This is a genomic window from Yoonia vestfoldensis SKA53, from assembly GCF_000152785.1.
GTDB lineage: Bacteria > Pseudomonadota > Alphaproteobacteria > Rhodobacterales > Rhodobacteraceae > Yoonia > Yoonia vestfoldensis_A.
On sequence record NZ_CH672414.1, the window covers coordinates 335497 to 348157 of the forward strand.

A 12661-nucleotide genomic window follows, 5' to 3' on the forward strand; every position below is an offset into this window, starting at 1 on the left:
ATCACGCCCAAGTGTCACCCGCTGCACGACAGCGCGATTGCGACACGCGCCGCCCTGCGGTAGCTAGGGGCATGTTGCGCAAATTGTCTGTGTTCCCGCTTTTGTTGCCTGCACCCGCGCTGGCCCATCCGCATGTGTTTGTGCAGGTGGAAATGGCTGTGGTGTTTGATGTGCAAGGTGGCGTTGGCGTGCGGCTGGACTGGGTCTATGATGCCTATTTTTCGATGCTGGTCACCGCCGATCTGGGCATCGACATGGACGGTGATCTGCAACTGACGCCCGAGGAACAGGCGCTGCTGGACACGCAGATCGCCGCATGGCCTGCTGATTTCGATGGCGATCTAGAGGTCGTGCAGGGCGATACGATCCTGCCATTGGCCCCCAAACGCGATCATGCGATGGTTTACGCGGACGGGATCATGCGCGAAACCCATCTGCGCCCCTTGGCACAGGTTGCCGACCGCAGCGCACCGCTGACGATCCTGCCCTATGATCCGACCTATTACGTCGCCTATTCGCTGGCCGGTCCGGTCACTGTCGAAGGCCGCGGCGATTGCACGGTCGATATTATCCCCGCCAATCTGGACGCCGCCTATTCGCTGGTTGACGAATTGCTCTATGGCCGCCCGGCCAGCGACGTCGGCCCCGATGAAGATTTTCCCGAAGTTGGCCGGTCCTTTGCCGATAGCGTGGTCGTGACATGCGCCGGTTTGCTGTAATCCTGCTGGCCGTGATCGGGGCGGGCGCAGTTTGGCTTTGGGGCTTTGGCGGGGCCGAGCAGATCATGCGGCAGGCCGCGGCCAGCCAGATGCAGGTCCAAAATGCGATGGCGGGCGCCTTGCGTGCGCTGCAACAGGGTGACTTGGCGGCGGTGCTGACGCTGTGGGGGCTGTGTTTTGCTTACGGGTTTGTCCATGCCGCAGGGCCGGGACATGGCAAGCTGGTGATCGGCGGTTACGGGCTTGGCGCGCGGGTGCCTGTGGGGCGGCTGGCGGGGCTGGCGCTGGCCTCGTCGCTGGCGCAGGCGGCGACAGCTGTTGTGCTGGTTTATGGCGCTGTCTGGGCGCTGGGCTGGGGGCGCGCGCAGATGACGGGGCTGGCCGATGATGTGCTGGAACCTGTCAGCTATGCGCTGATCGCGGGGGTCGGGTTATGGCTAGTGCTACGCGGCGCGCGCCATCTGCGCGGCCTGCGCAGGCCCGTCCAAGCGCCTGATGACATCTGCGCCAGTTGTGGGCACGCCCATGGCCCCAGCGTGGAACAAGCCGCCGAGGTCCGGTCGTGGCGCGATGCCGCCGCCATTATCGCGGCTATCGCAGTGCGCCCCTGCACGGGGGCGGTGTTCTTGCTGATCCTGACATGGCGGTTCGGGCTGGATTGGGCGGGGATTATCGGGGCCTTCGTGATGGGGCTGGGTACGGCCAGTATCACGGTTCTGGTGGCCTTTGCCGCCGTTGGTTTTCGCGAAACTGCGCTGCAACTGGTCAGCAACCGTGGCACCGCGCGCATGATGGCCAGCGCCGAGATCGCCGCAGGCGCGCTGGTCATGCTGCTCGCCTTGCAGTTGGTGCAGCGCAGCATCTGATTGCGCTTTACGACCCATAGCTTCGCGCCTAATGCTGGCGCAATGCAACAGATCGCCACCACATATCCCGAACATGCGCGCGCGATCTGGAAGCTGGGCATACCCCTGATCCTGAGCAATATGGCGCAATTCGCGATCCATATGACCGATACGCTGATGCTGGGCTGGTATGATGTCACCGCATTGGCAGCAGCGACGATTGCGACATAGTTGTTTTTCGTCGTGTTCATCGTAGGGGCCGGTTTCGCGCAGGCGATCACGCCCTTGGTGGCGGCGGCGAATGAACAGAATGACCAGGTGCAGGTCCGGCGCGTCACGCGCATGGGGCTATGGCTGTCGATCCTCTATGGTGTGATCGTCATGCTGCCCTTTTTCTGGGCCGAGGATATCCTGATCGCCATCGGCCAAGCGCCCATCGTCGCGGCCGAGGCGCATCTGTACCTGCAGATCGTCATCTGGGGGATGATTCCGACATTGCTGGTGATGGCGCTGAAATCCTTTCTGGTGGCGCTCGAACATACCGCGTTCATCCTGTGGGCTACGGTCGGGACGGCGGTGCTGAACGGGCTGGTGAATTACGCGCTGATCTTTGGCAATTGGGGTGCGCCGGAACTGGGCATCGAAGGGGCGGCCATCGCCTCGGTCATGGTCAATCTGCTGAGTGTGGCGCTGCTGGTCGGCTATATCCGGCGCAAGTTGCCGCGCTACGAATTGTTCCGCAATTTCCACCGCCCTGACAGTGAAATCATGCGCCGCGTGTACCTGTTGGGCTGGCCCATCGGGCTGACATCTTTGGCCGAAGGCGGGTTGTTCAGCGCCTCGGCGATCATGATGGGCTGGATCGGGCCGATTGAACTGGCCGCCCATGGCATCGCGATCCAGTTGGCCAGCCTGACCTTCATGGTGCATATCGGCTTTTCGCAGGCGGCAACGGTGCGCGCGGGCCGCGCACTGGGCCGACGCGACGAACAAGGGCTGCGGCGCGGCGGGATCACGGCCATCGGGCTGTCGGCCATTTATGCGGCGGTGACCTCGGCGATTTTTCTGCTGATCCCCGGGCTGTTGGTATCCGTATTCATCGACCCCGCAGAACCTGACCGGCTGCGCCTGATCGAGATTGGTGTCCTGCTGGTGATGATCGCGGGGTTGTTCCAGCTGGTCGACGGGTTGCAGGTCGTCGTGCTGGGCCTGTTGCGCGGGGTGCAGGATACCACGGTGCCGATGGTGATGGCGGCGTTCAGCTATTGGGGCGTCGGTTTGCCGGCCAGCTATCTGTTGGCATTTCACTGGGGCTTGGGTGGGGTCGGCATCTGGCTGGGGCTGGTGCTGGGGTTGCTGGTGGCGGCGATGCTGCTGATGTCGCGGTTCTGGGGGCGGTCGGTGCGGATCACCCCAGCGCAAGGCTAGGCGCGCATTTCCAGATCGCGCAGCCGCAACCGCGGGTGGCGGAATAGCCCGATGTCATCTAGCCTGCGCAGATGCGGAAACAGGGCCAGATACTGGGCCAGCACCGGGCCGCGCAGGCCAAGGCTGAAGGCCGTGCCGGGATGCAGGCTTTCCACGCCGATCCCGTTGACCATCAGCGTTTCATGCGCGGCAAATCCCAGCTGATAGACATCGACCGGTGCCGCAGGGCGCAAGGCGATGAACTGGTTGCCGTCCACGAAATCATGGGCTGGAATATAGGCCGCCGTCTTGCCCGTCAGTTTCGCTACATTGCTGGTCGCGTGGTATAGCCGTGCTGCAGGCCCTAAAACAAGATCCTGCAAGGGCCGCCCGATCCCCAGCGCATCGGCGGTGATCCGCGTCAGGCCATGCCGCACTGACCCGGCATCGGAGGGTGTGATCGTCATCATGCCGCGCCACAACAGCGGCGCAAAGCTGCCGTCGATCAACCGCAGGCTATCGCCCGGCAGCAGGTCCTCGACCGCGACGGGGCCGTGACGTGTTTGCAGGATCGTACCGCGCCCCAAAGCCCCAAAGGCATCCTCGATGGCGGGGATGGCAGGGGCCATGATGCTTGTCTCGATGATGTGGACGCCAGCAAGACAGGTGATGGTGTATTTGCGGTTAAGTCGGCTGCGGCCAGCCTCGCTTTCGGGGCGCAATGCTGCGTCGGCATGGTGCAGGGCCGGATGGGCCGGGGCGGCATTCGAACGGCTGGGCATGCGGACCCCTTGGTGAATTCATCAAACCGCAGGCAACGTCGCCTGCGACCGCGTTTGTGATCAGCACGGTAAATGCATCTGGCGGAACGGATGCTGCTATGTGCCGCTTTATGCCAGAGGCGCGGAGCGCGTGGCCATCGTGTGCGCCTCAGGCGATCTGTGCCAAATATTTTTCATGGCGATACCTCTTTTTCAGGCCATTACATGGGCCTTGTCAGGCCAGTATGCGCAATCAAGCTGGCAGGACTTTGGCGCAAACATGCAGCGGTGCGATAAAATAAGTCTCGCAGGTGTGACGGATAACGCCATGAAATCAGGAATATTTCTGTCGGATGTTGTTGTGGCCGCCGGATGGTCGGGTGACTTTGCCATGCCGCCGTCCACCTGTCGCCGCATTGCTGCCCCGATTACAGCCGGATCGCCGCGATCAAGCGGCCATAATCGGCCTCTTGCAGATGCACGCTGCGCCGGTAGCTGAAAAAGCGCAACGGATCGGCATAGGTACAATGCCGCGTCCAATGCGCCTGACCGATGCCGCAAGCGCGCAACCGCATCAGCCCGAACCCCGGCAGATCAAACTGGAACCGCCCCTGCGCACCGGCTGCAAAGAACCTTTCATAGCCCGGATCGGCGGCGACGAAACGGTCACGAAAATCGCCACCCACCTCGTAATTGCGCTGGCTGATTGCGGGGCCGATCACTGCCGTGATATTGCGCCGCGCGGCACCCAGCTGTTCCATCGCATGCACGGTCTGTTCCAGAACGCCGGCCAGCGCGCCTTTCCAGCCTGCATGGGCGGCACCGATCACACCTGCCTGTGCGTCGCAGAACAGCACGGGCTGGCAATCAGCGGTCAGCACCGACAGCGCGATCCCCTTGGTGCGCGTGACCAGCGCATCGGCCTTTTGTACCAGCGGGCCTGCGGTGGTGACGGTCACAACATCGGCGGAATGCACCTGATGCACGCCGACCAGCCTGTCGGCGGTCAGATCGAGCGCGCCTGCCACGCGGTCACGGTTGATCGCTACGATATCGGATTGGTCCGAGCTGCCGAAACCGCAATTCAGCCCAGAGAAGACGCCAGACGATGCACCACCCTTGCGGGTAAAAAATCCGTGGCGGGTGGCGCCAAGTGCCGTGTCGGTGATGATTTCAAGCGTCATGGGTCCAGTCCGGGTGGGGGCATGGCAGTCGCAGGGTATAGCGCCATCACTTTGAACAGGTCACCCATTTCCGCAGGGTGGGTCAAGCGCCGATGTGCTGCAACATGCGCATCCAGCGCCTCTCCCGTCAACCCTGAGGCGAGTTTAAGCGCACGCGCCGTGATGCCCAGCCGTTCCAGAAACACGCCCTGCGGCGTCAGGCGGCTGTGGCGCGCAGGTGCTGCATGGGCGGCGATGGCCGCGAAATCGACATGCGCGGTCAGATCAGCCGCGCCCGGTGCTGCCAACGGGTCTGTGGGTGCATGACCCGCCAGCGCCTGAAACGTGTCCCCCAGCGATTGCCAATCGCCATAATCAATGACCAGCGCGGCACCGCCATTTGTGGCGATCCGGCCTGCGATCGCCGCAACAATGCCGGGCAGGGCAGGGCAATGTTCCACCAGATCACCGTCCTGGGTATCGTCCAGACGCGGCGTCAGCACCGCCAAAGCTGCGGCATCCGACAGCCCAAAGCATAATGTGCCGTCCTGCGCGCCGACCATCCTTTCGCGCCAGCCTGCGCCCGCGCGCACGAATTGCCGGATCGGCAAGGCATCAAAGAATTCATTGGCAACCAACAGCAAGGGCGCATCGGGCAGCGTGTCGATCCGGTCATGCCATGTGGCTTGGGGCACGCGCTCTGCCTGCAAGGCGCGCAGATGCGGCGATGTTTCCACGAAATGCACCGTCACCGCGGCATGAAATCCCGGCACGGCGGCTGTGGCGCGCAGGATATCGGCCATCAGCGTGCCGCGGCCGGGGCCCAGTTCGGCCAGCGTTACCGGATCAGGCGCGCCTTGGTCCAGCCAAGCCTGCGCCAGCGACAGCCCGATCAATTCGCCGAACATCTGGCTGATCTCGGGGGCGGTGATGAAATCGCCCGCCGCGCCAAACGGGTCGCGCGTGGCGTAATAGCCGTGGGCTGGATGCATCAGCGCATCGGTCATAAAGCTGGCAATGCTGATCGGGCCGTCGCGCGCGATCCGGGTCAGCAGCAGATCGGCCAATGTGGTCATCTGCGGCGCAGGGTCGCCAGTATGACGACAAGTCCGATCACAATCATCGGCAGCGTCAGAACCTGCCCCATGGTCAGACCGTAATCACCAAATTGCACAGCCCAGCCCAACGGATTGCCAAGGCTGACGAATTGCGCATCAGGCTGGCGGACAAATTCGACGATGAAACGCGACATTCCGTAGCCTGCAAAAAAGAGACCCGACAACAGCCAGGGTTTTTTCAACCCGCCGAACCGGAACGCCAGCAGCAACAAGACAGCGCCCAGCACCAACCCTTCAAGCCCCGCCTCATAAAGCTGTGACGGGTGGCGCACGCAGGGCGCTGTTGCCGTGGCACAGGATTGCGCGGCATCGCCGGGAAAGATCACGCCCCAAGGCACATTCGTCGGGCGACCCCAGAGTTCGGCGTTGATGAAATTGGCGATCCGCACCAGCAAGATGGCAGGGGTCGCTGCCACCGCGATGATATCGGCCAGATCGGGCAGCGGCACGCTCTGGCGGCGGCTGAACAGCCAGACCGCAATCACAACACCGGCAAAGCCGCCGTGAAACGACAGCCCGCCTTCCCAGATCCGGATGATGCTGACTGGATCGGCAAGAAACGCGGCAGGTTGATATAAAAACACATAGCCCAGCCGCCCGCCGCCAATCACGCCCAGCACGATATAGGTCAAAAGATCCTCGAGCCGCGCGGGGTCCATCGGCGCGCCGTTCCGCCACAGATGCGGGCGGCGCAACGCGGCTTTGATCAGCATCCAGCCCAGCGCGATGCCGACGATATAGCCCATCGCATACCAGCGCAGGGCCAGCGTCATGCCGAACAGGTCGATGCTGAAAATCTCGGGCGAGATATCGGGAAAGGGGATTGCTGCGAACATGCCGCAGTCGTGATGCGTGGTTACGGCGATGTCAAGCGGGCGGGCGGCTTGTCTGCGGCGCGGCTTGGCCCCATATAGGGTTCAACAGGATTGGAGAGCGCCATGCAGAACCGTAACAAGATTTTCGACGATCTGAGCCAATTGATGACCAATGCCATGGGCGTTGCCCAAGGTGCGCGGGACGAGGCGCAGACGGCGATGAAATCCATGATGGACCGCTGGTTGGCCGACCGCGATTTCGTGACCCGCGAAGAATTTGACGCCGTGCGCGCCATGGCCCAGAAAGCCCGCGAAGAAAACGAGGCTTTGTCCGCGCGGATCGCCGCATTGGAAGCCAAAAAGACAAAGTGACCTGCGGCACTGCGCAAGGCCAAGCCTGGCTTTCGCCTTGTCTTTTAGGGTCTATGCGTCGCGCGCTGTGATTGACGCTCTGTGCTGGCCGTGGCGCAGGCGGGGCATGGCGCATCCCCCGCCGCATAGTCGGTTAAAATTCGGACAGATAGGCGACAAGAATATCCAGCGCCGCCTGCAGATCGCCCTTGTCGATCATTTCGGTCACGGTGTGGATATAGCGGGTGCCAACCACAATTCCGACCGCGCGCGCGCCTGCGGCGGCCTGCTGGGCTGCTGCCCCGTCTTGGCCGCCAGCGGCCAGCATGGTGCGCTGATAGGGGATCTTTTTGCGGATCGCCAAAGCCTCGATCTGTGCGACCAACGCCTTGTCAGCGATGAACGACGAATCGCGCACATGCAGCCCGAATCCCGCGCCCTGTGTGGTGGTGGCGTCCTTTTCGGGGATGCCGGGGGTGTCGCAGGCCAGCGTCACATCAATGCCCAGCCCGATATCGGGCTTGATCGCATAGGCGGCGGTGCGCGCACCGCGCAATCCGACCTCTTCCTGACAGGTAAAGGCAACGTGGATTTCCGCGCCGCGCCCTTTTTTTGCCAAGGCGCGGATTGCCTCGATCCCCAGCCAGCAGGCGATGCGGTTGTCCAGCGCCTTGGACACGACCTTGTTGCCCATCTCGATGAAAGGTTCGTCCATCACCACGAAATCGCCGATCTTGACCTTGTCGCAGGCGGCCTTGCCCATCCCCAGATCGACAAAGAATTCAGTGACTTCAGGCACTTTCTTGCGGTCTTCGGCGGATGAGATGTGAATCGGCTTGCCGCCGGGGTTCATCACGCCTTTGAAATCGCCCTGATCGGTGCAAACCAGCACGCGGCGTGAAAACAGGTTGCGCGGATCGAACCCGCCAACCGGTTGCAGATACAAGAACCCATCCTTGCTGATATGGCTGACCAAAAAGCCGATTTCATCCATATGGCACAGCAGCATGATGCGCGGCGCGTCTTTTTTCTTGGCATCGCGGCGGCAGAGCAATGACCCCATCGGGTCGGTTGTCACCGCGTCGAACATGCCCTTGATCTCGGATGTGATCAGATCGCGTACGCGGTGTTCATGGCCCGGCACGCCGGGTGTTTCGCAAAGTCGTTTCAGCAGGTCGAGATTCATGCGGCAGGCTCCTTTGATGATTGCAATCTGGGCGGTATGGCGCTGCTTGGCAATCGTGCTGCGTGAAATATTCGTGACGGCAGGGTTATCCCCAAGAAACTGCTTTACAGGTGGCCAATCCTGCCACACGATATGTTGTAGGGGTTAAACGAGAACACTACCGCCCCTAGAGCAGGCAGCTAGCGCTAGGGCATCTGACGTCCCCCGCGCCAACACAGTGAGGCCAAGCATATGGCATTGTCCGAACATTACTTTGAAGCCGATGATCTGCACCCGATCGATCTGGTTGAACATATCGCTGAAACCCATGACTGGGAATTCGACCGTATCCATGACGACCAGATCGCAATGGCCGTGGAAGGCCAGTGGCGCACCTATTCGATCACCTTGGCCTGGTCGGCCTATGATGAAACCCTGCGTCTGATCTGCACCTTCGAGATGGACCCCCCCGCCGCGCGCAAACCCGCCCTTTACGAGGCGCTGAACGCGATCAACGACCGGCTGTGGGCGGGGTCGCTGACATGGTGGGACGAACAGAACCTGATGGTGTACCGCTACGGGCTGGTGCTGGCGGGCGATCAGGTCGCAGGCCCCGACCAGATCGACACGATGATCGGTGCAGCGGTCAATGCTTGCGAGCAATATTACCCCGCGATCCAGCTGGTGACATGGGCCGAACAGACCCCCAAACAGGCGCTGGAAATAGCGATCGCCGGCGCCTACGGGCGCGCCTGAAAATTTCGCCAAGGTGGGTTTTCCTTCGCCTTGGCGTGGCGTAACCTTTTGGAATTCCGACAAGAGGTGCCGTCTATGAATATGAACGAAGTCGCCGTGCGTGGTCTGGTCTTGCTGGGCTGCGGCAAGATGGGGTCAGCGATGCTGGCGGGCTGGCTGCGTAACGGGTTGCCTGCCGCGTCGGTCTGGGTGATCGACCCGCATCCGTCGGATTGGTTGAAACAACAAGGCGTCCATATCGGCGGGACATTGCCCGAAAGCCCCGCCATCGCCGTGATCGCGGTCAAGCCGCAGATGATGATGACCGCCTTGCCCGATGTGAAATCTTTTGGCACCGGCAAGACGCTGATCATTTCCATCGCCGCAGGCACGCCGATTGCCACGTTCGAGGCGGTCTTTGGCAAAGACACCCCCATCATTCGCGCAATGCCGAACACGCCTGCCGCCATTGGCCGCGGCATCACCGCGCTGATCGGTAATGCCAAAACCGCCGATGCCGATCTTGATCTGGCCGAGGCGCTGCTCTGGGCCGTGGGCCAGACCGTGCGGCTGGAAGACGAATCCCAGATGGATGCCGTGACAGCCCTGTCAGGGTCCGGCCCCGCCTATGTCTTTCACATGATCGAGGCTTTGGCCGCCGCCGGTGTCGCCCAAGGGCTGACGCCGCAGATGGCGATGGATCTGGCCAAGGCCACCGTGGGCGGCGCGGGCGAACTGGCGGAAACCGCCGATGAAGACCCCGCGCAATTGCGGATCAACGTGACCTCGCCCAATGGCACGACGCAGGCCGCACTTGACGTGCTGATGGACAAGGACAAGGGCCTGACCGACCTGATGCACCGCGCCGTCGCCGCTGCCGCCAACCGCGCACGGGAACTGGCCAGTGAGTGAGATTTCGTTCGATGATTTCCTCAAGGTCGATGTGCGTGTCGGCATTGTGACCCGCGCGGAACCTTTCCCCGAGGCGCGCAAGCCCGCGATCAAGCTCTGGATCGATTTTGGTCCCGACATCGGCGAGAAAAAGACATCGGCCCAGATCACGGTGCATTATGCCTCCGAGACGCTGGTCGGCAAACAGGTGCTGGCGGTGGTGAATTTTCCGCCCCGCCAGATCGGTAAATTCATGTCCGAAGTGCTGGTGCTGGGCATGCCCGATGCCGAAGGCGCAATTGTGCTGGTCGGACCTGACCAAGATGTGCCTTTGGGGGGGCGTTTGCATTGAAAAAACTTCTGATCACACGGGCCTTGCCAGAGGCAACACTTGCCGCCGCCCGCGCGCGGTTTGACGTGACCCTGCGCCCCCAGACGGCGGGGCTGACCGTGGCCGAGGCTGCCGCAGCCCTGCGCGATTACGACGCGATCCTGCCCACCTTGGGCGACGGCTTTGCTGCTGCGGCATTCACCGGCGAGATCCGCTGCGGTGTGCTGGCCAATTTCGGGGTGGGTTATAACCATATCGACGTGGCCGCCGCCCGTGCCGCCGGTGTCGCCGTGTCCAACACGCCGGATGCGGTGACCGATGCGACCGCCGATATCGGCATGACGCTGATCTTGTCCGCCTGCCGCCGCGCCGGCGAAGGCGAAAGGCTGGTGCGCGCGGGCAAATGGACCGGCTGGCAGCCCACACAGATGCTGGGTACCCATGTCACCGGCAAGACTGTGGGCATCGTCGGCATGGGCCGGATCGGGCAGGCCGTCGCGCGGCGCTGTCTTTATGGGTTCAATATGCCGGTCCTGTATTTCAACCGCTCGCCCAAGATGGTGGATATGCCCGCCCGGCAGGTGGACAGCCTGCATGATCTGATGGGGCGGGCCGATATCATCGTCGTCACCGTGCCGGGGGGTGGCAGCAATACCGGCCTGATCGACGCGGCCGCCTTGGCCGCAATGAAACCGACCGGCATTTTCGTCAATATCGCCCGCGGCGATGTGGTAGACGAAGATGCGCTGATCGCGGCCTTGCAAAAGCGTCAGATCGCGGGGGCGGGGCTGGATGTCTTTGCCAAGGAACCCATTGTGCCTGACGCGCTGCGCGCTTTGGAAAACGTCGTGATCCTGCCGCATCTGGGCACCGCCGCCTTGGAAGTGCGCGAGGCGATGGGCCAAATGGCGCTGGATAATGTCATCGCATGGGACGAAGGGCGCGCGCTTCCGCAGGGCCTCACGTCATAACGTCCTGACCGCCGCCAACACTTTCACGCAATGCGCCCACCCTTTTGCACCGAAAAGGCCTGTTCGCTTTGTCCAAAATACTCCCGCGCGGCGCGCAGCGCCCGCCCAGCTGCGGCGAAATACCCGCTTTGCGCGCTAGTTTAGGCTTTTACAAAACCCGACGATACGTTTGCACGCCTCCTCAAGCGCGGCATCTGATGTGGCATAGCTGACGCGAAAATTGGGCGACAGGCCAAAGGCCGCGCCAAACACGACCGCAACACCGGTTTCTTCCAGCAGGGCCGCGGCAAAGGTTTCGTCATTGTCGATCAGCACGCCAGCGGCGCTGGTCTTGCCGATACAGCCCGCGATGGAAGGATAGACATAAAACGCGCCTTCGGGGCGCGGGCAGACCACGCCGGGCGCTTGGTTCAGCATATCGACCACCAGATCGCGGCGGCGTTCGAACAGGGCGTTATTGGGTGCCAGAAAATCCTGCGTGCCGTTCAATGCCTCGACAGCCGCATATTGGCTGACCGAACAGGGGTTGGATGTGGATTGCGACTGCACCTTGCGCATCGCCTTTATCAGCATTTCCGGCCCCGCCGCATAGCCGATCCGCCAGCCGGTCATCGCATAGGCCTTTGACACGCCATTGACCGTCAATGTGCGGTCATAAAGGCGCGGTTCGACCTGCGCAGGGGTGCAGAATTTGAAATTGCCATAAGCCAGATGTTCGTACATGTCGTCGGTCATGACCCAGACATGCGGATGGCGCAGCAGGACATCTGTCAGGGCTTTCAGTTCATCCCAGCTATAACCCGCCCCCGTGGGGTTGGATGGCGAATTGAACAAGAACCACTTGGTCGCGGGCGTGATCGCCGCCTCCAGCTGGTCAGCGGTGATCTTGAAATCCGCTGCGAGCGTGGCCTCTATCGTGACGGGCGTGCCGCCTGCCAGCAGCACCATGTCAGGGTAGCTCACCCAATAGGGCGCGGGGATGATCACCTCGTCACCCGCATTCAGCGTCGCCATGAAGGCGTTATAGAGCACCTGCTTGCCGCCGGTGCCGACCGTGACCTGCGCGGGGGTGTAATCCAGCGCATTGTCGCGCTTGAACTTGGCGCAGATCGCCTGTTTGAGCTCGGGGATACCGTCAACGGCGGTATATTTCGTCTTGCCTGCGGCAATTGCGGCCACGGCGGCGGCCTTGATATTGTCGGGCGTGTCGAAATCCGGCTCTCCGGCGCCAAGGCCGATAATATCGCGCCCCGCGGCCTTGAGCTCGGCCGCTTTGGTGGTGACAGCGATGGTGGGCGAGGGTTTGACGCGATCAAGCGTCGCAGACAGAAAAGCCATGGGGATGTCCGGTGGTCAAATTGCACTATCCGTGACATAAGACGAGGCGAG

15 protein-coding genes are annotated in these 12661 nt (G+C 62.2%); 9 read left to right on the top strand and 6 right to left on the bottom strand.

Annotated features, from left to right (window positions below; all coding sequences use genetic code 11):
• Positions 1-71: 71 nt before the first annotated feature.
• The 4 genes from SKA53_RS01735 to SKA53_RS01745 are packed head-to-tail and all read left to right on the top strand — an operon-like array spanning position 72 to position 2992.
• The gene (locus tag SKA53_RS01735; RefSeq protein WP_007204313.1) at positions 72-719 is read left to right on the top strand and encodes a DUF1007 family protein; all 648 of its coding nucleotides are present in this window, start codon (positions 72-74) and stop codon (positions 717-719) included.
• A complete protein-coding gene (locus SKA53_RS01740; RefSeq protein WP_007204314.1) occupies positions 701-1585 on the top strand; it encodes a nickel/cobalt transporter in 885 nt (294 codons plus the stop codon). Before SKA53_RS01735 ends, SKA53_RS01740 begins: the two co-directional genes overlap by 19 nt.
• Positions 1586-1627: 42 nt before the next feature.
• Positions 1628-1795 carry a hypothetical protein gene (locus SKA53_RS15790; RefSeq protein WP_007204315.1) on the top strand — a complete coding sequence of 56 codons (168 nt, stop codon included), beginning with the start codon at positions 1628-1630 and terminating at the stop codon, positions 1793-1795.
• Positions 1796-2992, top strand: coding sequence for an MATE family efflux transporter (locus SKA53_RS01745; RefSeq protein ID WP_007204316.1), 1197 nt, complete (start codon positions 1796-1798; stop codon positions 2990-2992).
• Here the strand turns inward: SKA53_RS01745 and SKA53_RS01750 are convergent.
• From SKA53_RS01750 to lgt, 4 genes are all read right to left on the bottom strand, one after another.
• Positions 2989-3753 carry a Hint domain-containing protein gene (locus SKA53_RS01750; protein ID WP_007204317.1) on the bottom strand — a complete coding sequence of 255 codons (765 nt, stop codon included), beginning with the start codon at positions 3751-3753 and terminating at the stop codon, positions 2989-2991. The two genes, SKA53_RS01745 and SKA53_RS01750, sit on opposite strands and share 4 nt — an antisense overlap.
• Positions 3754-4160: 407 nt before the next feature.
• Positions 4161-4916, bottom strand: a complete 756-nt coding sequence (pgeF, locus tag SKA53_RS01755) for a peptidoglycan editing factor PgeF (protein ID WP_007204318.1) — start codon at positions 4914-4916, stop codon at positions 4161-4163.
• Entirely contained in the window at positions 4913-5971 is a 1059-nt protein-coding gene (locus SKA53_RS01760) for a class I SAM-dependent methyltransferase (protein ID WP_007204319.1), read from the bottom strand. Before SKA53_RS01760 ends, pgeF begins: the two co-directional genes overlap by 4 nt.
• Positions 5968-6849: a prolipoprotein diacylglyceryl transferase gene (lgt, locus tag SKA53_RS01765; protein ID WP_007204320.1), complete on the bottom strand. Its 882-nt coding sequence runs from the start codon at positions 6847-6849 to the stop codon at positions 5968-5970. The genes SKA53_RS01760 and lgt overlap by 4 nt, the downstream gene beginning before the upstream one ends.
• A 102-nt stretch (positions 6850-6951) precedes the next feature.
• On the opposite strand from lgt, the gene SKA53_RS01770 reads away from it, so the two are divergent.
• On the top strand, positions 6952-7200 hold the full coding sequence (locus SKA53_RS01770; RefSeq protein ID WP_007204321.1) for an accessory factor UbiK family protein: 249 nt from the start codon (positions 6952-6954) through the stop codon (positions 7198-7200).
• A gap of 133 nt (positions 7201-7333) precedes the next feature.
• On the opposite strand, the gene SKA53_RS01775 is transcribed toward SKA53_RS01770, so the two are convergent.
• Positions 7334-8365 (bottom strand): M42 family metallopeptidase, encoded by a 1032-nt coding sequence (locus SKA53_RS01775; protein ID WP_040482746.1) that lies wholly within the window; start codon positions 8363-8365, stop codon positions 7334-7336.
• A 231-nt stretch (positions 8366-8596) separates the two neighbouring features.
• Between SKA53_RS01775 and SKA53_RS01780 the strand changes: the two genes are divergently transcribed.
• The 4 genes from SKA53_RS01780 (at position 8597) to SKA53_RS01795 (ending at position 11272) form a co-directional block, all read left to right on the top strand.
• Positions 8597-9100, top strand: coding sequence for a YbjN domain-containing protein (locus SKA53_RS01780; protein ID WP_007204323.1), 504 nt, complete (start codon positions 8597-8599; stop codon positions 9098-9100).
• Between the two features lie 75 nt (positions 9101-9175).
• Positions 9176-9991: a pyrroline-5-carboxylate reductase gene (gene proC / locus SKA53_RS01785; RefSeq protein WP_007204324.1), complete on the top strand. Its 816-nt coding sequence runs from the start codon at positions 9176-9178 to the stop codon at positions 9989-9991.
• Positions 9984-10322: a tRNA-binding protein gene (locus tag SKA53_RS01790; protein ID WP_007204325.1), complete on the top strand. Its 339-nt coding sequence runs from the start codon at positions 9984-9986 to the stop codon at positions 10320-10322. The genes proC and SKA53_RS01790 overlap by 8 nt, the downstream gene beginning before the upstream one ends.
• On the top strand, positions 10319-11272 hold the full coding sequence (locus tag SKA53_RS01795; protein ID WP_007204326.1) for a 2-hydroxyacid dehydrogenase: 954 nt from the start codon (positions 10319-10321) through the stop codon (positions 11270-11272). Before SKA53_RS01790 ends, SKA53_RS01795 begins: the two co-directional genes overlap by 4 nt.
• Before the next feature lie 135 nt (positions 11273-11407).
• On the opposite strand, the gene SKA53_RS01800 is transcribed toward SKA53_RS01795, so the two are convergent.
• A complete protein-coding gene (locus SKA53_RS01800) occupies positions 11408-12610 on the bottom strand; it encodes a pyridoxal phosphate-dependent aminotransferase (RefSeq protein ID WP_007204327.1) in 1203 nt (400 codons plus the stop codon).
• Between the last annotated feature and the right edge of the window lie 51 nt (positions 12611-12661).

Excerpts from the sequence above, each read along its gene's own strand:
- SKA53_RS01780 (WP_007204323.1), top strand. The coding sequence starts at position 8,597 with ATGGCATTGTCCGAACATTACTTTGAAGCCGATGATCTGCACCCGATC.
- proC (WP_007204324.1), top strand. The coding sequence starts at position 9,176 with ATGAATATGAACGAAGTCGCCGTGCGTGGTCTGGTCTTGCTGGGCTGC.
- SKA53_RS15790 (WP_007204315.1), top strand. The coding sequence starts at position 1,628 with ATGCAACAGATCGCCACCACATATCCCGAACATGCGCGCGCGATCTGG.
- SKA53_RS01775 (WP_040482746.1), bottom strand. The coding sequence starts at position 8,365 with ATGAATCTCGACCTGCTGAAACGACTTTGCGAAACACCCGGCGTGCCG.
- SKA53_RS01760 (WP_007204319.1), bottom strand. The coding sequence starts at position 5,971 with ATGACCACATTGGCCGATCTGCTGCTGACCCGGATCGCGCGCGACGGC.
- lgt (WP_007204320.1), bottom strand. The coding sequence starts at position 6,849 with ATGTTCGCAGCAATCCCCTTTCCCGATATCTCGCCCGAGATTTTCAGC.
- SKA53_RS01740 (WP_007204314.1), top strand. The coding sequence starts at position 701 with ATGCGCCGGTTTGCTGTAATCCTGCTGGCCGTGATCGGGGCGGGCGCA.
- SKA53_RS01750 (WP_007204317.1), bottom strand. The coding sequence starts at position 3,753 with ATGCCCAGCCGTTCGAATGCCGCCCCGGCCCATCCGGCCCTGCACCAT.
- SKA53_RS01735 (WP_007204313.1), top strand. The coding sequence starts at position 72 with ATGTTGCGCAAATTGTCTGTGTTCCCGCTTTTGTTGCCTGCACCCGCG.
- SKA53_RS01800 (WP_007204327.1), bottom strand. The coding sequence starts at position 12,610 with ATGGCTTTTCTGTCTGCGACGCTTGATCGCGTCAAACCCTCGCCCACC.
- SKA53_RS01770 (WP_007204321.1), top strand. The coding sequence starts at position 6,952 with ATGCAGAACCGTAACAAGATTTTCGACGATCTGAGCCAATTGATGACC.
- pgeF (WP_007204318.1), bottom strand. The coding sequence starts at position 4,916 with ATGACGCTTGAAATCATCACCGACACGGCACTTGGCGCCACCCGCCAC.